Source organism: Roseibium sp. (genome assembly GCF_965232425.1).
Taxonomy (GTDB): Bacteria; Pseudomonadota; Alphaproteobacteria; order Rhizobiales; family Stappiaceae; genus Roseibium.
The window spans coordinates 3,124,062-3,143,173 of sequence record NZ_OZ246971.1 but is presented as its reverse complement, the minus strand read 5'-3'; the positions used below and the strand labels follow the sequence as shown (position 1 = coordinate 3,143,173).

Here is a 19,112-nt window from a genome sequence, read left to right as displayed (position 1 = left end):
TCACCAGCCGGCGGTTTGTCATTCATTAGCGATCAGGGATGCCTTACTTGGCTTCCTCTTCGCCAGCAGCCTCGGTGTCAGAAGCCTCCCCATCGGAAGCCTCTGCGTCATCGTCGCCCTTCAGCGAATTCAGCTTCGCAAACACGGCGTCCGCGTCGATTTCCTCTTCCTCTTCGCGCCTGACCGGCTGGCTCGGGTCGAGCGAGAAGGCAGCCGCGATAGCGTCTTCGCTGGTGCTGTCTTCGACCGGCATCAGCGTTTCGACGGGCTCGCCGGCAACAGGTTGCGGTGCGTTCTTCGCGGCCTTTTCAACTTCCATGTCCAGTTCGAGCTGGCTGCACAGCCCCAGCGTAACGGGATCCGACGGCGTCAGGTTGGCCGAGTTCCAGTGGGTCCGGTCACGGATCGCCGCGATTGTCGGCTTGGTGGTGCCGACAAGGCGCATGATCTGCGCGTCCTTCATTTCCGGATGGTTGCGCACGAGCCACAGGATCGCATTCGGACGGTCCTGGCGGCGCGACACCGGTGTATAGCGCGGTCCCTTGCGCTTGGTTTCAGGCACGACAACCTTCGACCCCTGAAGCTTGAGCTGGTACTTGGGATCGTTTTGCGCCTTTTCGACTTCTTCACGCGTCAGCTGGCCGGTCAGGATCGGGTCCAGACCCTTGATGCCCTGGGCCGCCTCACCGTCGGCAATCGCCTTGACTTCAAGCGGGTGCAGTTTGCAGAACGTCGCGATCTGCGTGAAGCTCAGGGCCGTGTTGTCCACGAGCCAGACGGCGGTGGCCTTCGGCATAAGCGGCGTGTTCGCCATCAGATAAATTCCTCTCGTGTGCTCCCCCGCCCGGCAGGGCGAAAAAGCGGTGTTCTAGTTCTGTTTCATGGAAAGTGGCGCGAATATATGCCGAACGCCGCGGAAACGCAAATGGAGTCCGCAACCGGTTGTTTCGGCGCATGACCGTCTCTGTTCACACGTCGACTGTCAGGACGATTTTACCAATATGCCCAGAGCTTTCCATCCGCCGGTGCGCATCCGCAGCCTGTTCGAGCGGGAACGTGGAATCCATGACTGGCTTCACTTTACCGGCTTCGATCAGGGGCCAGACCCGCGATTCCAGGCTTGCCGCTATGGCGGCCTTGAATTCGTCGCTGCGCGGGCGCAGCGTGGAACCGGTATGGGTCAGCCGCTTCACCATGAGGCGTGAGAAATTGACGTTTTCCGCAACACCGTTGAGCGTCGCGATCTGGCAGATGCGGCCCTCCACAGCGGCCGCCTTCCAGTTCCGCTCGACATAGTCACCGCCGACCATGTCGAGAATCACGTGGACCCCCTCGCCGCCGGTGATGTCCAGGATGACCTTCTCGAAGGCGGCGTCGCGATAGTTGATCACATGATCTGCCCCGAGCTTGCGCACGGCCTCCGCCTTGGCCTCGGAACCGACCGTGGTGAACACCTCCGCGCCGAAAGCCTTTGCAAGCTGGATCGCGGTCGTGCCGATGCCGGACGTGCCGCCATGAACCAGGAACCGTTCCCCGGCAACAAGACCGCTGCGATCGAACACGTTGGTCCAGACGGTATAGAACGTCTCGGGAAGCGCCGCCGCTTCAACCATATCCATGCCGTTCGGGATCGGCAGCGCATGACCGGCGTTCACCTTGCAATAGGTCGCATACCCGCCTCCCGGCGCCAGCGCCGTCACCTTGTCTCCGATACGGAAGCGTTTGACCTGCGCGCCGCAGGCCACGATCTCACCGGCGACTTCAAGGCCCGGCAGGTCGGACGCGCCTTTCGGCGGCGGATAGGCCCCTTTGCGTTGAAGAACATCCGGACGATTGACGCCGGCGGCGTGCACCTTGATCAGGATATCATCCGGACCGGGCTCAGGCAGCGGGCGCTTTTCCAAAATCAGAACATCCGCGTCTCCGGGTTCCGAAATTGCAATGGCAGTCATTTCGTCCGGCAAATTCTGCATCAAAACGGTTCCTGTTGGTTCATTTTGGGACTGGCGGGCGGTTGCATGTGTAGCCTATGGTAAATAACCGTCGGTCCGGTGGAAGGAAAGACGGACTGGAAAATCCGGGTGCGGATTTTTTGCAACGGCACGGTTCGGAGAGCGAAGCGATGGGAGTTTTTGACGAAGATATCCCCAAAAAGCCGGAGGCCGGCAAGATCACGGTTGGCGAAGATCTGGCGCGTTTGTCGGAGGATGAGCTTTCCGAACGCATTACGGCCCTTCAGGAAGAAATTAACCGTACAAGGCAGGAACTGGAACAACGCAGCACTATTCGCGATGCCGCGAACTCTGTATTTCGCTGATAGCCTTGGTATTATTTGCGATAAATTCGAATTAATTCAGATCTTTACCGGCATTCTGGTAAATGAGCTAGGTAAATTTTTACGCGTTTACCACTCATTAATCTTTCCAAAGTATAAATATGGCTATCCAGTCATCTGGATTTGAGTGGCTCCTGTCCACTCTGTTTGACGCCTCCCTGTTAAAGACTCAGAGCCGCAACCGTGCGGCTCTTTTTTTTGCTTCGCACGCATAGTATCCTCGAATGGTTCTGGTTAACCGTCGATCCTGCGACCGTCTGGCATGACGCTTGCTCGGTAGATGGCATGACAGCGCGTTCCGTTCCGATACGGGACATCTTTGGCAAGATGTTTCGACACGGGACACAAAAGGCGGATGCGCTTGGAACCGGAAGAGTAGATGAGGCGTAGTTATCCCATGACGGAAGACAAGAAAAAAGCCGAAGGTCCTGCAAGTGCGGTGCACATTGCTCACCATCTTGCAAACTCGGACAACTTCCAGAACCTGTTTCAGGAAGGCATGTCTCTCGTCGAGGAGACCGCCATGTATCTCGACGGCGAAGGCCGGGAAGAAGCCAAGCAACTGCCCCGCCCTGCATCGCTTGCCTATGCGACCGAGTCCATGCGTCTGACCACCCGCCTGATGCAGCTGGCATCCTGGCTCCTGCTTCAGCGCGCCGTGAACGAAGGCGAAATGTCCCGCGAACAGGCGGGAAGCGAAAAGAACAAGGTACGGCTCGACAAACTCAGCAGCGCGACCGGTGGCCCCTCCTGGGACGAACTCCCGCACACGCTGCGTGACCTGATCGAACGCTCCACCCGTTTGCAGGAGCGCGTCGTGCACCTCGACAAGATGCTGTACCGCAAGGGCGAGGAAGAGACGGTCGAAGAAGCGGCCATCAACGATAATCCTGTCGCCTCGCAGCTCAACCAGCTCCACGCGGCATTCGCCAAACTGGGTTGATCCACACGCTCAGGACTGGGTTCTGAAAAGCCGCCGCGAGGCGGCTTTTTTCGTCTGCATGATGTCCGTCTGCCAGCTCCGCATGCCACACGGCATCAAACAAAAAAACCCGGCCATTGGCCGGGTTTTTTGTTCTGCGCGGTCGCTGCAGCACTTAGGAGCCGAGGAAACCTGCAAACTTGTTCTTGAAGCGGGACACGCGGCCGCCGCGGTCCATCAGCTGACGGTCGCCGCCGGTCCATGCCGGATGGGACGTCGGGTCGATGTCCAGCTGCAGCGTGTCGCCTTCCGCACCGTAGGTGGAGCGGGTGGTAAATTCGGTACCATCGGTCATGACGACCTTGATGGTGTGATAGTCGGGATGAATATCCGCTTTCATGACCGGTCCTTTCAGGCGCCACGGCCGGCTTTCACGGAAAGCCAAAGCGTCGGGCGCAAAACGAGATAAAGGGCCGCCGATCCGGATGCGGACGCCGCCCTCAGAAACTGAGGCGGGGATATACCTCAAGGCGGCAGGCAAGACAAGGGGCAAATTCCTGCAATCGGGCTTTGGCTTTGATCAAGGACGCGGCCCCGGCTTTACGGCAAATTGCGTCGTCCGCAGCAATGCGGCAGGCATTGTACACACGATAGAACATGATAAAGACGGATGGGACCGCGCCGGACGGCGCGGACAAGGAGGAGAGGCCGGTTGGCGGACGCGATTGCATCAGAGCTTGACGAAAACGAGAAAAGGACCCGGCGCTCGCTTCGGCCGCTGACGCGCCTGCTGCCCTATCTCACCAAACACCGGGGCATGGTGGCAGCAGCCGTCGCGGCACTTTTCTCCGCTGCCGTGATCACGCTTGTGCTGCCGGCCGCCGTTCGCAGGATGATCGACTACGGCTTCGGAGCGGACGATCCTGCCCTGGTCAATTCCTACTTTGCCGTTCTGATCGGGGTCGTCTGTGCCCTGGCGATGGCCAGCTCCATCCGCTACTTCCTGGTCATGTGGCTCGGAGAGCGCGTCGTTGCCGAGGTCAGGTCGGACGTCTTCGACCACATGACCCGCCTCAGCCCGTCCTTCTACGACAGCGCAAAATCCGGTGAAATCCTGTCGCGCCTGACAGCCGACACCACCCAGATCAAGGCGGCCTTCGGCGCGAGTGCCTCGCTTGCCATGCGCAACCTGATCATGTTTGCCGGCGCGTCCGTCATGATGGTGGTCACCAGCCCGCGCCTTTCGGTTTTTGTGCTGGCCGCCATCCCCGTCATTCTCGTCCCGGTACTCGGGTTCGGCAGAAAGGTGCGCAAAAGATCCCGCTTCGCCCAGGACACCCTTGCCGATGCATCTGCCTATGCCAGTGAAATGCTGGGTTCCGTCCGCACGATACAGGCCTTCACCCACGAACAGCGCAGCGCCAACCGCTATACATCCGACATCGAGGCGGCCTTCACCGCCGCGCGCCAGGCGATCGTGGCACGGGCCACCCTCACCGGCTTTGCCATCTTCGTCATCGGCTCCAGCATCGTCGCCGTGTTGTGGATCGGCGCCAGCGACGTGTTCGCCGGCAGGATCACCGGTGGTGAACTCAGCCAGTTCCTGCTCTATTCCATCCTGGCTGCCGGTTCTCTTGCCGCGCTTTCCGAGGTCTGGGGGGAATTGTCCCAGGCGGCCGGCGCAGCGGAACGGCTGTCCGAGCTTCTTGAAATCGAGCCTGAAATCAAGGCCCCTCCGGTCCCCGCGAAGCTGCCGGAAACCAGACAGGGCGCCATATCCTTCCAGGACGTCTCCTTCGCCTACCGCAACAGCGAGACCATGCCCGTGGTGAGGGATCTGACCCTTGAGGTGACGCCGGGAGAAACCGTCGCCGTCGTCGGCCCTTCCGGTGCCGGGAAGTCGACCCTCTTCAGCCTGCTCATGCGCTACTACGACCCGACATCGGGCGTCATTCGCCTGAATGGCGTTGCGCTTCAGGACCTCGACCCGGTGGATCTGCGCAGTCATATCGCACTCGTTCCGCAGGACACCGCGATCTTCGGCGCATCCGTTGCCGAGAACATCGCCTACGGCCGGCCCGACGCATCACGCGACGAAATTGTTGCCGCCGCCAATGCCGCGCTGGCCGCCCCGTTCATCGAGAACATGACCGACGGCTATGACACCCTTGTCGGCGAACGCGGGATCACGCTGTCCGGCGGTCAGCGCCAGCGGATTGCCATTGCGCGTGCCGTTCTCAGAAATGCTCCGGTGCTGCTGCTGGACGAGGCAACCAGCGCGCTTGATGCCGAGAGCGAGAACCTCGTCCAGAAAGCCCTCGAACGGCTGATGGAAGGCCGTACGACGCTTGTCATCGCCCACCGGCTCGCCACCGTCTTGAAGGCCGACAGGATCGTGGTCATGGAAGACGGACGGATTGTCGAAACGGGCACGCACGCGGAACTGAGTGCCGCCGGCGGTCTCTATGCCAAGCTCGCGCGTCTACAGTTCGGTGCGGAAACGCAAAAGCAACCGGCCTGAAACTCGCGACCTGTGCAGAACCGGTTTCAGGCTTCCCAGACAGGAGGCTTGCCGATCTTCTCGATCAGGAAATCGATGAAGACGCGGACCTTCGCGGTGAGCACGTTCGAGCGCGGATAAACCAGCCAGACGGCCGATCCGTCGCGAACTTCGTAGTCCGGCAGAACCCGAACCAGCGTTCCCTTCTTGAGATCATCGTGGACGCTCCAGACCGAATTCATGGAAATCCCCGCACCGTTCACGGTGGCAACCCGCATGCAGGTGCCATCATCGAAAACCAGGCGGTTTTCGGAACCCGCCGGAGGGAACATGGCAGCGGCCCCGGTCTCCTGTGCCTCCAGCTTCCGCGGCGGGCCATCCCGGAAAACCAGTAGCCGATGCCTGCGCAGGTCTTCAGGTGTCGCCGGCAACTCATGCTGGGACAGATAGCCGGGCGACGCACACAGGATACGTCTGTCGTCAGACAGCTTGCGCGCTCTCAGGCTGCTGTCCTCGATCGCGTAGTTGCGCAGCGCCAGATCAAACGCGCCCTCGATCAGGTCCATCTGCGTGTCGGACAGCCGCAGCTGAAGATCGATCTTCGGATACCGGTCGAGAAACTCGCCGAGGACCGGAGCAATGAAGAGCTGCGTGAACGAACTCGGAGCCGCGAAGCGCAGCGTCCCCTTGACCTCCCTGCCCTGATGCCCCTGCGCCGCGAGAAAGGCATCCTCCTGGGCCAGTATTTCCCGGGCATAGGGAAGAAACTCCGCACCTTCAAGCGACAGGGACACCTTGCGCGTCGACCGGTGCAACAGGTCGGACCCGACCTGCTTTTCCAGCTTGGACAGGCGCGCGCTCGCCACCGCCTGCGCCAGCCCGAGCTGGCGCCCCGCCGCGCTGATGTTCAGCATGTCGGCCGCAAGAACGAAGAGCCTTATGCAATCCGTATCCATCATCTCGGTCCTTTTCGCTTTGTCGGACAGCCCTTCGGAGCGTAGATCCAAACACCGGGTGAATGCGGCACCTGGACAGAGTCCGATGCCGGGACTGAACCCGGGTGCCGCAGCCGGCGTCCGCCAGTTCAGGGCTTGAGTGTCAATTCATAACAAAATCCGAATTCTGAAACCAGTTTTTGCCAGATTAAGTCCAATTCCCGATTGAACTAGATGTTCTGTCGTGAGGCGCTGAACTCTTCCCCAGCGCCGAGCCGTCCTGGATCAGTCTGCCGGGAACGCACCCAAGCATCGCTTTTGGACAAGGATCGTCTCGATGAAATACGACAACTTCACAACCTTCGACGTGAAGGTGGAAAACGCTATCGCAACGGTGACCTTCGATTTCGGCACCGTGAACGTGCAGGGTCAGGAAATGCTGGCCGACCTGAACAGCCTGGCCATGCGGCTCGAGAGAGACCGGGAAACCAAGGTGGTCGTCTTCCAGTCCGCGAACCCCGAGATCTGGGTCTGCCACTACGACACTGAACTTTTGAAGGACATGTCCACCGAGGCGGTTTCCCGCGACGAGGCCGAGCTTCTCGACCTTCAGGCGGTGTGCGAGCGCATCAGCAAGGTACCGCAGGCGACCATCGCCAAGCTGGAAGGGTTCGCGCGCGGCGGCGGCCACGAACTCGCGCTGGCGCTCGACATGCGCTTTGCCGCCCGCGGCAAGTTCAAGTTCATGCAGATGGAAGTCGGCATGGGCATCCTGCCCTGCGGCGGCGGCGCGTCACGCATGGCGCGTCAGACGGGCCTGGGCCGGGCCCTTGAAATCATCCTCAGCGCCCGTGACTTCGACGCCGACGAGGCGGAAGCAATGGGCACGATCAACAAGGCGCTGGAGCCTGACGAGATCGGCGCGTATGTGGACAATCTGGCAAAACGCATCGCCAGCTTCCCCGCTGAATCCATCAATGCCTGCAAGCAGATGGTCTATGAATCCATCGACCGGCCGATCCATGACGCGCTCAAGGCCGAAGCCTACTGGCTCTACCAGGCGACCAGCAAGACACCGGCCGTCAAGCGCTTCACCATCGCCGACGAGCAGGGGCTGGAACATGATATCGAGAACCAGCGCAACTGGCCCGATCTCGTCATGAAGGTTCAGGAGATCAACTGAGCGGCCGGCCCCGGGGACGAAGACGGCCACGTAGACGACCCCGAACGGAAAATGGCCGCCGGCGGACACCGGCGGCCATCGCATGAAGGGATCTTCGTTGCCTGCGGCGGCAGGCATCACGCGTCAGTCGTCGTCGGGAACCGCAACGGTGTAGTTGAGCGGCATTCTTCCGCCATCGGCCATGATCGTCTGGCCGGTGACGTAGCTGGCGTCACGCGACGCGAGAAACGCGGCAACTCCGGCAATTTCGGAAGGTTCGCCGATGCGCTGGAGCGGTGTCCGTGACATCACGCGTTTCTTCGCCGCCGGATCGCTGTTCACCGCCGCCAGCATGTCCGTCATGATCGATCCCGGTCCGATCGCGTTGACCCGGATGCCATGGGGCGCCAGCGCCAGCGCGGTGACCTTGGTCAGCTGCGACACGCCGCCCTTGGACACGCAGTAGGGAATCTGGTTCGGGATCGCGAGCACCGAGTTGATCGACGACATGTTGATGATGCAGCCAGGTTCGCCGCCGTTTTCGACTTTCTCGACCATGTGCCGGGCAACGGCTTGTGAGCACAGGAAGGCGCCCTTCAGATTGACCGCGAGAATCCGGTCGAAATCTTCTTCTTCCAATTCGAGAAAGTCGGCTCCGCCGACAATGCCCGCATTGTTGACCAGGATGTCGATGTCGCCATAACCGTTGAGCGTTTCGGCCACCATGTTGCGGACGTCCAGACGTTCACCGACATTGCAGTGGATATATGTCACATCCCCGAGGCTGCCGAGATCTTCGACCGTTTCCTCGCCTGCCGCGTCGTCGATATCGGCGACGACCACCTTGGCTCCGTCGCTCACAAAGCGTTTGGCGATGGCGAAACCGATCCCTCTGGCTCCACCGGTAACGATCGCAACCTTATTTTCCAAAGACACGAAAAACCTCACGGTTTACTGACCAAAAGCGGCGCAGGAACGCGCCCGCGACGGCCCGACCATAAGTCTCAAAACCGGCGCTGTCGATGGCCGATGAGGTCCTCCAGTAGCGGAACTTTCGCTTGTCAGGCGGAAATCCCGTGTGATTTCAACGCGTCAGTGATTTCATCCAGGATCGCCGGATCGTCGATCGTCGCCGGCATCTTGTAGCTTTCACCATCGGCAATCTGACGCATCGTGCCCCGCAGGATCTTGCCCGACCGCGTCTTCGGCAGCCGCTCCACCGTGATGGCGATCTTGAAGGCGGCGACCGGCCCGATCTTTTCGCGCACCAGTTTGACGAGCTCACGCTCGATATCGGCATGATCGCGGTCGACGCCCGATTTCAGCACCACGAAGCCGCAGGGCAACTGCCCTTTCAGCTTGTCCGCAATCCCGATGACGGCGCATTCGGCAACATCGGGATGCGTTGCCAGAACCTCCTCCATGCCGCCGGTTGAAAGGCGGTGTCCGGCGACGTTGATGATGTCGTCGGTCCGCGCCATGATCGAAAGGTATCCGTCCTCGTCGATGATGCCGGCATCCGACGTCTTGTAGTAACCGGGGAACTCGGCAAGGTAGGCATCGAAGAAACGCTGGTCCGCGTTCCAGAGCGTCGGCAGAACGCTCGGCGGGAGCGGCAGTTTGACCACGATGTTGCCCAGCGTGTTCGCCCCCAGCGGATGTCCGGCATCGTCAAGCACCTGGACATCGTAACCCGGCATCGGCACCGTCGGGGATCCCGGTTTGACCGGCAACTGGCCGAGGCCGAGCGGATTGCCGACGATGCACCAACCGGTTTCGGTCTGCCACCAGTGGTCGATCACCGGCACCTGCAGCTGATCGATCGCCCAGTTGACCGTTTCGGGGTCGGCACGCTCGCCCGCGAGGAACAGAGACCGGTATTGGGACAGATCGTACTTCTTGATCAGCTCGCCTTCGGGGTCCTCCTTGCGGATGGCGCGGAAGGCCGTTGGTGCCGTGAACAGCGACACGACATTGTGTTCCGATATGACGCGCCAGAAGACACCGGCGTCCGGCGTGCCGACCGGTTTGCCCTCGAACAGCACCGTGGTGCAGCCGTGCAGCAACGGTGCGTAGCAGATATACGAATGGCCGACGACCCAGCCCACGTCCGATGCCGCCCAGAACACCTCGCCCGGCTGGATGTCGTAGAGATTGCTCATTGACCATTTCAGGGCGACCATGTGCCCGCCATTGTCCCGGACAACGCCTTTCGGCTGCCCGGTCGTGCCGGACGTGTAGAGAATGTAGAGCGGATCGGTTGCCTTGACCGGCACGGGAGCGACTGTCCGTCCCGCTGCCCTGGCCTCGTCCATGAGGCGTCCGAGATCGTGATCCCGGCCCTCCGTCATCTCTGCTTCCAGTTCCTCGCGCTGGAACACGAAACACGAGTCCGGCTTGTGCGCGGACAATTCGATCGCCTGGTCGACAAGCGGTTTATAGGCAATCACGCGCCCGGGCTCGATGCCGCAGGAGGCCGCGATGATCGCCTTGGGGGAAGCGTCATCGATCCGGGTCGCCAGTTCGTTGGCTGCGAACCCGCCGAAGACGACGGAGTGAATGACACCGAGACGCGCACAGGCGAGCATCGCCATCACCGCCTGCGGGATCATGGGCATGTAGATGATCGCCCGGTCGCCCTTTGTCAGTCCCTTGTCGGCAAGAACGGCCGCGAAGGCCTCGACCTCATCGAGCAGTTCCTCAAACGTGTAGGTCGCCTTTTTGCCGGTAATCGGGCTGTCGTAGATCAGCGCGGGCTGGCCGGGTCGGCCGCGTTCCACGTGCCGGTCGAGGCAGTTGTAACAGGTGTTGCACTCCCAGTCCGGGTACCATCGGCCGTATTGCCCCTGGTCCGGATCGAAGACCGTGTCCGTCGTCGAAATCCAGTCGATTTCGGCGGCCGCAGACTTCCAGAAACCCTCCGGATCGTTTTTCCAGCCCTGGTAGACCTCGTGATACCGGCTTGCCATGTCAAATCCTCCCGAAAAGCCGTCTCGGCAATTTGTGACTACACTGCTGTAAGACAATGCGGAAATGCAAGTGCGCTGGCGTAAGCAATTAGGTGGTCGGGTCTTTACGTAATCTCTCTGGCGTGCTTGTTTCCGCCCTCCTGCCCAGCACCCGAGACAGCTTTCCGTCCCATGTTACCGATTACCGATCCCTGGTTCTATTTCGCCGCTTTTCCGGCCGTCATTCTCGTCGGCCTTTCCAAGGGCGGCTTCGGCGGTACGCTGGCCATGCTGGCGGTTCCGATCCTGACCCTGGCGATATCCCCCATTCAGGCGGCCGGGATCATGTTGCCGATCCTCCTCTTGATGGATGTCGTCGCGCTGCTCGCCTATCGCGGACGCGCGGACTGGACCTGCCTTGCCATCATGCTGCCTGCCGCCGTCGTCGGCATCGTCATCGGCTGGGCGGCGGCAGCCTGGGTCAACGACAATTTCATCACCCTGCTGGTGGGCGTGACCTCGCTTGCCTTCGTTGCGGATTATGTTTTCAAACGGCGCAAGCAGGAGACGGCAAGCGGGCACAAACCGGCATGGGGTTTCTTCTGGGGCGGTGTTGCCGGGTTCACCAGCTTCATCAGTCACACAGGCGGGCCGCCCTATCAGATGTACACCGTGCCACTCAGAATGCCGAAGCTGCTGTTCGCCGGCACGGCCGTCATCTTCTTTGCCGCGGTCAACGCCATCAAGGTCGTCCCGTATTTCCTGCTCGGTCAGTTCGACACCACGAACCTTGCCACGTCGGCGGTGCTCATGCCGCTTGCCCTCGTCGCAACCCTCGCCGGCGTGCGGCTGATCAGGATCATCAACGCGGAAACCTTCTACAAGCTCATCTACGTTTTCATGGGCCTGATCGGCGCCAAGCTCACCTATGACGGGCTCACCAACCTGCTTGCCTAGCCCGCACCAAATTCAAACGGGAGATTGCGCGGACCGGCGTTTCCGGATTTGATAGACAAAACAGGGCAATAGCTGGGAGGAAAGTCATGGATGCCGGCCTCAGCCCCTTCGAACAGGGGCTCGACAAGAACACTGCAAACTTCGCTGCGCTGTCTCCGCTCAGCTTTCTGGCGCGTGCGGCCGACGTCTTTCCGGAAAAGATCGCCATCGTTCACGGCGGCCAGCGCACCGATTACCGGACCTTCTACCGCCGCTCCCGCCAGCTCGCCTCGGCCCTGTCGGGACTTGGCATCGGCAAGAACGACACGGTCAGCGTGATGCTTTCCAACGTGCCACCGATGCTCGAAGCGCACTATGGCGTGCCGATGACCGGGGCGGTGCTGCACTCCATGAACACCCGTCTGGATGCCGCCATCATTGCCTTTCAGCTCGACCATGCCGACTGCAAGGTCCTGATCACGGACCGCGAATATGCCCCCGTCGTGAAGGAGGCCCTGTCGATCGCCACCGTCGAACCGGTGGTCATCGACTATTCCGATCCGGCATTCCCGCAGGACGGTGAGCGCCTGGGCACGAGCGACTACGAAGAGTTCGTGCAGTCGGGAGATCCGGAGTTCGACTGGTCGTTGCCGGGTGACGAATGGGACGCGATCACGCTGAACTACACGTCGGGGACGACCGGAAATCCGAAGGGTGTCGTCTATCACCACCGCGGCGCCTACCTGCTCGCGCAGGCCAATGTGATCACCGCGTCCATGGCAAAGCACCCGGTCTATCTGTGGACCCTGCCGATGTTTCACTGCAACGGCTGGTGTTTTCCCTGGTCGATCTCCATCGTCGCCGGAACGCATGTCTGCCTCCGCTGGGTGCGCCCGCAGTCCATGTGGGACCTGATCGCCGACGAGAACGTCACCCACCTGTGCGGCGCGCCGATCATCATGTCCACACTGCTGAATGCATCACCGGACGACAAACGCGAGTTGGAGCGTGAGGTCGAGTTCTTCACCGCGGCGGCCCCGCCGCCCGAAAGCGTGCTTGCGGCGATGAAAACGGCCGGCTTCAACGTCACCCACCTGTACGGTCTGACCGAGGTGTACGGTCCCGCCGTCGTCAATGACTGGAAATCGGACTGGGACGTCCTGCCGCTGGAACAGCAGGCCCAGAAAAAGGCGCGCCAGGGGGTCCGCTATGTCGCCCTGGAGGACCTGAAGGTTCTCGACCCGGAGACGCTTGCCCCGGTCCCGGCTGACGGCACCACCCTCGGCGAGGTCATGTTCCGCGGCAATGTCGTCATGAAAGGCTACCTGAAGAACCCGGACGCAACCGCGAGCGCCTTTGAAGGCGGTTGGTTTCATTCCGGCGATCTCGGCGTCATGCACCCGGACGGCTATATCCAACTCAAGGACCGCTCCAAGGACATCATCATTTCGGGCGGCGAGAACATCTCCTCCATCGAGGTGGAAGATGTGCTCTACAAGCACCCGGATGTCCAGGCAGCGGCGGTGGTTGCCAGGCCCGACGAGAAATGGGGGGAAACACCCTGCGCCTTCGTCGAGCTTGCCGGCGGCTCAACGGTTACGGAAGCGGACTTGATCGCGTTCTGCCGGGAGCACATGGCCGGTTTCAAGGCGCCCAAAACGGTGGTCTTTTGCGAGTTGCCGAAGACATCGACCGGCAAGATCCAGAAGTTTGCCCTGCGCGAGCAGGCGAAGCAGCTGTGAGATAAAACAAAATCGCCGCACAATGTGCGGCGATCCAAACCTTCCTCAAACAGTTATAAACTGTCTAGTGAAGCGTCTTGTCATGCCTTATTCGCTCAATCTCGTCCTTGATCTTGAGCTTTTGTCTTTTCATGTCGGCCAATTCCAGTGAGTCTGTACTCGGGTGCATAAGAGCGTCTTCGATTTTGCGCTTCATTTCCGCGTGACGGCGCTCAAGTTCTTCGAGATGCGACTGCATTGACATGGATAAACCTCCTGTCTGTTGGCTCAACATTACCATCGTGCCACATGAAATCTGGCCTTGTCGATTGCAGAATCCGCATATCTGATCCATTTCGCCGACAAAATATGCATTCGTACATCTATCCTTAGAAAACCCTAAAGAACGCCCGTCGATTAACTGTCTAAAATCGCACGATAATCGCGCCTGTTTACTTCGCCGGCTGAGGAAATCACGCTGTGAACAATTATTGGACAATTGTGGAGCCATCCCGCCTCGCATCGCGGCTGCCGGCAGGTTGGCGGGCGTGAAAGATGCTATCTTGCCCGCAACGGGCAAAATAGACTAGGACTTGATTCCTGGGCGTTGGGGAACAGAGGGCCAAATGGACACGGATGCTTTGCGAATGGAGCTTGCGCAGCTTCGTCAGGAACACAGGGACCTTGACGTCGCCGTGGAGGCGCTTGCGGCAACATCGAATCATGACGTCCTGCAGCTGCAGCGCCTCAAGAAGAAGAAGCTGCTGATCAAGGATCGCATCTCCGCACTCGAGGATCAGCTTTTCCCGGACATCATTGCATAACCCCTGCAAGGGGCAGGTCAGCCAGGCTGAACCGGCCGCGGGCGTTTTTGTTGGCATCCGCGCCTTTCCGGGGTTGCGATGCTGGCCGCTCTGCCTATACTCCGCGCCTTTCTGAGCCCCGGGCATGTGGAGCAAGCAATGGCAAATGCGGATGTCGCGATCATTATGGGAAGCCAGTCGGACTGGCCGACGATGAAACACGCGGCCGAAACGCTCGACCAGCTCGGCGTCAGCTACGAAGCCCGGATCGTCTCGGCACACCGCACGCCTCAGCGCATGTATGACTTTGCCACGGGCGCAAAGGCGGAAGGCTTCAAGGTGATCATTGCCGGGGCCGGCGGCGCAGCGCATCTTCCCGGTATGACGGCCGCGCTGACCCCGCTGCCCGTGTTCGGCGTTCCCGTCGAGAGCCGCACCCTGTCCGGCGAGGACAGCCTGCTGTCGATCGTGCAGATGCCCGGCGGCATTCCGGTCGGCACCTTGGCCATCGGCAAGGCCGGGGCAACGAATGCCGGGCTGCTTGCCGCCGCCGTGCTCGCCCTCGGCGATCCTGCAATCGAGGCGGCACTTGACGCCTATCGCGCCGAACGCACGGCGGACGTCGCCGAGTTCCCGGCAGACGACATCTGAAACCAGAAAACGCGAGACTTCGAAGATGAGCGACAAACGGCTAAGCCCGGGCGACACCGTCGGTATACTTGGCGGAGGCCAGCTCGGCCGCATGCTTGCTCAGTCTGCGGCCAGTCTCGGACTGAAGACCCATATCTACTGCCCCGACCCGCACAGTCCCGCCTTCGACGTGAGCGCAACCTTCACCATTGCACCCTACGAGGACATCGATGCGCTGAACCGGTTTGCGGATGCCGTTTCGGTCGTCACCTACGAATTCGAGAACGTACCCGGACCGACCGCTGCGCATCTGGGTGCGAGGGTTCCGGTGCGCCCCGGTGCGCGCGCGCTGGAAGTTTCCCAGGACCGTCTCTTTGAAAAACGGTTCCTGTCGGAGACCGGCATCGCGATCGCCGGCTTCGCGGATATCGGTTCACAATCGGACCTGGACAGCGCCCTGAAGGATTTTGGCGGCAAGGGCGTTCTGAAAACCCGGCGCTTCGGCTATGACGGCAAGGGCCAGTTGATGATCCGGGAACCGGGCGATGCGGAGGGTGCATTTGACGGGATCGGCGCCGTGCCCGCTGTTCTTGAGGCGCTGATCGCTTTCGAATGCGAGGTCTCCGTCATTGTCGCCCGTGATCTTGACGGCACATCCCGCAGCTTCGACATCGCACGCAACCACCACGAAAATCATATTCTCAAGACCTCCACGGTTCCCGCCGGCGTGTCGGCCCGGACCGCGGAGACAGCCCGTCAGATGGCCGAGCAGATTGTTCACGGCCTGGATTATGTCGGTGTCATGGGCGTCGAGATGTTTCTTGTCCGGGACCAAGGCGGAGAAAAACTTCTGGTCAATGAAGTCGCGCCGCGCGTTCACAATTCCGGCCACTGGACGCAGGACGCCTGCCTGACATCGCAGTTCGACCAGCATATCCGTGCCGTCGCGGGCTGGCCGCTCGGCTCTGCGGAACGGCATTCGGACGCCGTCATGGAAAACCTGATCGGCTTCGAAGCCGACACCTGGACGGACGTGCTGAAGGACCCCGGCGCTCGGCTTCATCTTTACGGCAAGGCCGAAACCCGCGCAGGCCGCAAGATGGGGCACGTCAACCGGATCACACCTAGATCCTGACCAGACCCAGCTCTTCCCTGCGCGCAAACCGGTAGTTGGCCAGCAGCGCAACACTTGCCAGGCCGCCGGCAAGTCCGAGCCAGACGCCGACGCCGCCCCAGCCCGCCAGGAAACCGAGCCCAAGCGACAGGCTGATGCCGACGACCCAGTAGCCGAACAACGCGTAGAGCAAGGGTATTGTCGTGTCCCCCAGACCGCGCAGATTGTTCACGCCGATGATCTGCCCGCCGTCGGCAAGCTGGAACAGCGCCGCGACCAGCAGGAAGGAAACGCCGTAGGCAAGAACCTCCAGCGCTTCCGGATCTGAAAAATCGAGATAAAGCCCGATCAATGTCTCGGGGATCGTCCAGAAGACAATCGCAAAGCACACCATGAAGAACGTGGTGACCCAGAGCGATGTCCACCCGGCCCGTCCGATACCCGCCCGGTCGCCACGGCCGGCCGCAAGGCTGACACGCGTCATCGCTGCCATGGAGAGCCCGACGGGTACCATGAACGTGATCGATGCGATCTGAAGCGCGATGCCGTGTGCGGCCAGCGGCACGGTACCGAGCCAGCCAATCATGATGGCCGAGGCCGTGAACAGCGATCCTTCCGCCACGATCGTCAGCCCGATCGGCGTGCCGAGCCGGAGGATCTGGAAAAAGACCGGCCAGTCGGACCGCCAGATGCGGCCGAGAAGATTGTATCGGCGCAGTTTCGGATGCAGCAGTGCATAGCCGAGCAGGAACAGGAACGTGGTCGTTGCACTGAGGACGGACGCGAAACCCGCGCCGACAAGCTCCAGCCTCGGGAACCCGAAATGTCCGAAGATGAGCAGGTAGTCCAGGATGGCGTTGGCAACCGCACCGGCTATTGTTGCCCAAAGCACGACCTGGGTGCGCTCCATGACGGTCAGGAACCCCCGGATGGCCATGATCAGCAGGGCAGGCAGCATGGTCCATTGCAGAACCTGCATGTAGATGCCCGCAAGCCGTGCCAGTTCCGGCTCCTGGCCGAGCAACAAAAGGATCGATTCGGTGAAGAACAGGATGATCCAGACAGGAACGCAGAAAATCACGGAGATCCAGAACCCCATGCGGACCGCGCGCCGCAAGTCACGGGGCCGCCGCTGACCGCGCGCCCGCGCCGCAAGCGGAATGACCGCCTGGAGGATACCCATGCCGAAGAACCACAGGAGCATGTAGAAATTGAACGCCAGCACGGAGGCGGCAAGCTCCACCGCTCCGAGGCGGCTGATCATCAGGACGTCGGTGGTGTTGATCGCGATCTGCGCCAGCTGTGCGCCGGCGAGTGGCATGCCGAGCGACAGCGTCGGCAGGATGTCACTCTGCCACAACGACTTTGACTGCGCCGAATCGGGCTCCCTTGACGCGGGATGCGCCATTGCTTCCTCCAACAAACGGGGCGTTGAACCGCCTTCTTGAACGAGGCATTTGGGTTCTGGTGAGAAAATCACCTCTAGTCTTCAATCGCTCTTGTGTCCATCTTTCTTCTGGTCCGGCACATGGTGCAGGGTCTGATTTCGCCCGGATTATTTGCGAATGGCTGTGGACAGGTGATGCCGCCTCTGGTATGTACCGCCCTCATGTGAGCGACGCGTCAGCGGCGATCAGGTCTCTGTACACAAGTGAATGCATGGCAGCCCGGTGCTGCATTGGCACGTCACGCTGTGCGTTCGGGACGATCGATTGAAGGGCTGATAAGGCGTCTTTAATCAAGGTTTTAATTTGCCCGCGGGTTGGCTGCAGGGCATCGAGAACAGGAAAAAACGCGTGCAGGTTTTGGTTCGCGACAACAATGTCGATCAGGCGCTGAAGGCGCTGAAGAAAAAGATGCAGCGCGAAGGCATCTTCCGTGAAATGAAACTTCGCGGCCACTTCGAAAAGCCGTCCGAGAAAAAAGCCCGTGAGAAGGCCGAAGCCGTGCGCCGCGCGCGCAAGCTGGCCCGCAAGCGTGCACAGCGTGAAGGTCTGCTTCCAGGCAAGTCCGCTCGCCGCTAACCGCGGCTTGAGTGCACCCGGCTGAAAGGCCTCTTCTCTTTTGCAGATTTGCCGCAAGGCCGACCGGGTTCACGGTCGGCTTTTGGCGTTTTACAAAGAATATGCCGGACGGAAACACCGTAGGGCAACGGCAGCCACATTCCCGCCCTATTGGAGGTCGATGAACGGCATGTCCGAACGCTTGAATGTCAGAGAGCATATGTGCCGCATGCGCAACTTCCTGCCACACGCGACCCTGTTCGCCTTTGCAACGCTCCTGGCCGCGTGTAACACCGCCGGCGTTTATGATGACGTGCCAGTCAACAAGTCGGCCGGATCCTCGACCAACATTGCTTCGCTGACGGCCGTGATCGAATCGAACCCTTCGGACGCGACGGCCTACAGCACGCGTGGCATCGCCTATGGCCAGGCCGGCAAACTCGACCAGGCGATCGAGGATTTCAACCGCGCCCTTCAGCTCAATCCCCAGTCCTACCAGACCTATGCCAACAGGGCGCTCGTCTATCGCCGCCAGGGCAAGAACGATCTGGCCGTTTCGGACTATACGCGCGCGATCAATATCAAGCCTGACTATGACGTCGCCTATGTCGGCCGCGGCAACATCTATCGTCAGCAGGGCAACTACAACGCTGCGCTTGCCGACTTCAATTCCGTGATCGCCCGCGACAGCAGTGACGCCCGCGCCTTCTACAACCGGGGCCTGATCTACCAGGCTCAGAAGCAGGACAGTCTTGCCATCGAGGATTTCGCCACTGCAATTGGCCTCAACCCGAAGGCAAGCGCACCCTATATCGCCCGGGGCATTTCCTATCTCGCGGTCAACGACCCGAATGCCGCGTTCGAAGACCTGTCCATGGCCGTGAATCTCGACCGGGAATCGGCGATTGCCTGGGCAAATCGCGGTCTCGCGCTGGAACTTCTCGGCAAACCCAAGGACGCCCGCCGCAACTATTCGCGCGCCATGTCGCTGGACAACTCCAACAAGATCGCCCGCGAGGGCCTCGGCCGCGTCGGCCAGGGCTGAAGCCACCCGCCCCCTCCAGGCAACCCGCCTGATCCAGATCAACGCGAAGACGTGCCCT

The 19,112-nt window shown here is 60.8% G+C and carries 18 protein-coding genes and 1 pseudogene; 11 read left to right on the top strand and 8 right to left on the bottom strand.

Annotated features, from left to right (window positions below):
* Nucleotides 1-43: 43 nt before the first annotated feature.
* Entirely contained in the window at nucleotides 44-814 is a 771-nt protein-coding gene (locus ACO08A_RS14485; RefSeq protein ID WP_422041693.1) for a DUF1013 domain-containing protein, read from the bottom strand.
* 154 nt (nucleotides 815-968) lie between these two features.
* A complete protein-coding gene (locus ACO08A_RS14480; protein ID WP_422041692.1) occupies nucleotides 969-1,973 on the bottom strand; it encodes an NAD(P)H-quinone oxidoreductase in 1,005 nt (334 codons plus the stop codon).
* A gap of 56 nt (nucleotides 1,974-2,029) precedes the next feature.
* On the opposite strand from ACO08A_RS14480, the gene ACO08A_RS14475 reads away from it, so the two are divergent.
* A complete protein-coding gene (locus ACO08A_RS14475) occupies nucleotides 2,030-2,317 on the top strand; it encodes a DUF1192 domain-containing protein (RefSeq protein ID WP_422041691.1) in 288 nt (95 codons plus the stop codon).
* 415 nt (nucleotides 2,318-2,732) lie between these two features.
* The gene (locus tag ACO08A_RS14470; RefSeq protein WP_421984375.1) at nucleotides 2,733-3,278 is read left to right on the top strand and encodes a DUF1465 family protein; all 546 of its coding nucleotides are present in this window, start codon (nucleotides 2,733-2,735) and stop codon (nucleotides 3,276-3,278) included.
* Between the two features lie 154 nt (nucleotides 3,279-3,432).
* Here ACO08A_RS14470 and rpmE read toward each other — a convergent pair whose 3' ends face one another.
* Nucleotides 3,433-3,657 carry a 50S ribosomal protein L31 gene (gene rpmE, locus ACO08A_RS14465; RefSeq protein ID WP_008196026.1) on the bottom strand — a complete coding sequence of 75 codons (225 nt, stop codon included), beginning with the start codon at nucleotides 3,655-3,657 and terminating at the stop codon, nucleotides 3,433-3,435.
* A 312-nt stretch (nucleotides 3,658-3,969) separates the two neighbouring features.
* Between rpmE and ACO08A_RS14460 the strand changes: the two genes are divergently transcribed.
* Complete coding sequence (locus ACO08A_RS14460; protein ID WP_422041690.1) at nucleotides 3,970-5,778, top strand: ABC transporter transmembrane domain-containing protein; 1,809 nt, start codon at nucleotides 3,970-3,972, stop codon at nucleotides 5,776-5,778.
* Between the two features lie 26 nt (nucleotides 5,779-5,804).
* Here the strand turns inward: ACO08A_RS14460 and ACO08A_RS14455 are convergent, their stop codons facing one another.
* A complete protein-coding gene (locus ACO08A_RS14455) occupies nucleotides 5,805-6,716 on the bottom strand; it encodes a LysR family transcriptional regulator (protein ID WP_422041689.1) in 912 nt (303 codons plus the stop codon).
* 313 nt (nucleotides 6,717-7,029) lie between these two features.
* Between ACO08A_RS14455 and ACO08A_RS14450 the strand changes: the two genes are divergently transcribed.
* The gene (locus ACO08A_RS14450; protein WP_422041688.1) at nucleotides 7,030-7,875 is read left to right on the top strand and encodes an enoyl-CoA hydratase/isomerase family protein; all 846 of its coding nucleotides are present in this window, start codon (nucleotides 7,030-7,032) and stop codon (nucleotides 7,873-7,875) included.
* 123 nt (nucleotides 7,876-7,998) lie between these two features.
* Here the strand turns inward: ACO08A_RS14450 and ACO08A_RS14445 are convergent, their stop codons facing one another.
* The gene (locus tag ACO08A_RS14445; RefSeq protein ID WP_319384156.1) at nucleotides 7,999-8,790 is read right to left on the bottom strand and encodes a 3-oxoacyl-ACP reductase family protein; all 792 of its coding nucleotides are present in this window, start codon (nucleotides 8,788-8,790) and stop codon (nucleotides 7,999-8,001) included.
* A gap of 125 nt (nucleotides 8,791-8,915) precedes the next feature.
* The gene (locus ACO08A_RS14440; RefSeq protein WP_422041687.1) at nucleotides 8,916-10,823 is read right to left on the bottom strand and encodes a propionyl-CoA synthetase; all 1,908 of its coding nucleotides are present in this window, start codon (nucleotides 10,821-10,823) and stop codon (nucleotides 8,916-8,918) included.
* 171 nt (nucleotides 10,824-10,994) lie between these two features.
* Here ACO08A_RS14440 and ACO08A_RS14435 point away from each other — a divergent pair, with 171 nt between their 5' ends.
* Both ACO08A_RS14435 and ACO08A_RS14430 read left to right on the top strand, forming a co-directional pair.
* Nucleotides 10,995-11,759 carry a sulfite exporter TauE/SafE family protein gene (locus ACO08A_RS14435; RefSeq protein WP_422041686.1) on the top strand — a complete coding sequence of 255 codons (765 nt, stop codon included), beginning with the start codon at nucleotides 10,995-10,997 and terminating at the stop codon, nucleotides 11,757-11,759.
* An 86-nt stretch (nucleotides 11,760-11,845) separates the two neighbouring features.
* Complete coding sequence (locus tag ACO08A_RS14430) at nucleotides 11,846-13,480, top strand: acyl-CoA synthetase (RefSeq protein ID WP_422041685.1); 1,635 nt, start codon at nucleotides 11,846-11,848, stop codon at nucleotides 13,478-13,480.
* A 64-nt stretch (nucleotides 13,481-13,544) separates the two neighbouring features.
* Here the strand turns inward: ACO08A_RS14430 and ACO08A_RS14425 are convergent, their stop codons facing one another.
* On the bottom strand, nucleotides 13,545-13,724 hold the full coding sequence (locus ACO08A_RS14425; protein ID WP_306144297.1) for a YdcH family protein: 180 nt from the start codon (nucleotides 13,722-13,724) through the stop codon (nucleotides 13,545-13,547).
* 361 nt (nucleotides 13,725-14,085) lie between these two features.
* On the opposite strand from ACO08A_RS14425, the gene ACO08A_RS14420 reads away from it, so the two are divergent.
* From ACO08A_RS14420 to ACO08A_RS14410, 3 genes and pseudogenes are all read left to right on the top strand, one after another.
* The gene (locus ACO08A_RS14420; protein ID WP_306144298.1) at nucleotides 14,086-14,283 is read left to right on the top strand and encodes a YdcH family protein; all 198 of its coding nucleotides are present in this window, start codon (nucleotides 14,086-14,088) and stop codon (nucleotides 14,281-14,283) included.
* Between the two features lie 138 nt (nucleotides 14,284-14,421).
* A complete protein-coding gene (purE, locus tag ACO08A_RS14415) occupies nucleotides 14,422-14,913 on the top strand; it encodes a 5-(carboxyamino)imidazole ribonucleotide mutase (RefSeq protein WP_422041684.1) in 492 nt (163 codons plus the stop codon).
* A gap of 16 nt (nucleotides 14,914-14,929) precedes the next feature.
* Nucleotides 14,930-16,027: pseudogene (locus tag ACO08A_RS14410) on the top strand (5-(carboxyamino)imidazole ribonucleotide synthase); the annotation flags it as partial.
* Here ACO08A_RS14410 and ACO08A_RS14405 read toward each other — a convergent pair.
* Nucleotides 16,017-17,414 (bottom strand): MATE family efflux transporter, encoded by a 1,398-nt coding sequence (locus ACO08A_RS14405; protein WP_422041683.1) that lies wholly within the window; start codon nucleotides 17,412-17,414, stop codon nucleotides 16,017-16,019. The pseudogene ACO08A_RS14410 and the gene ACO08A_RS14405 sit on opposite strands and share 11 nt — an antisense overlap.
* A 388-nt stretch (nucleotides 17,415-17,802) precedes the next feature.
* Here ACO08A_RS14405 and rpsU point away from each other — a divergent pair, with 388 nt between their 5' ends.
* A complete protein-coding gene (gene rpsU / locus ACO08A_RS14400) occupies nucleotides 17,803-18,030 on the top strand; it encodes a 30S ribosomal protein S21 (protein WP_306144344.1) in 228 nt (75 codons plus the stop codon).
* Between the two features lie 169 nt (nucleotides 18,031-18,199).
* Entirely contained in the window at nucleotides 18,200-19,054 is an 855-nt protein-coding gene (locus ACO08A_RS14395; RefSeq protein ID WP_421979825.1) for a tetratricopeptide repeat protein, read from the top strand.
* The last annotated feature ends 58 nt before the right edge of the window (nucleotides 19,055-19,112 follow it).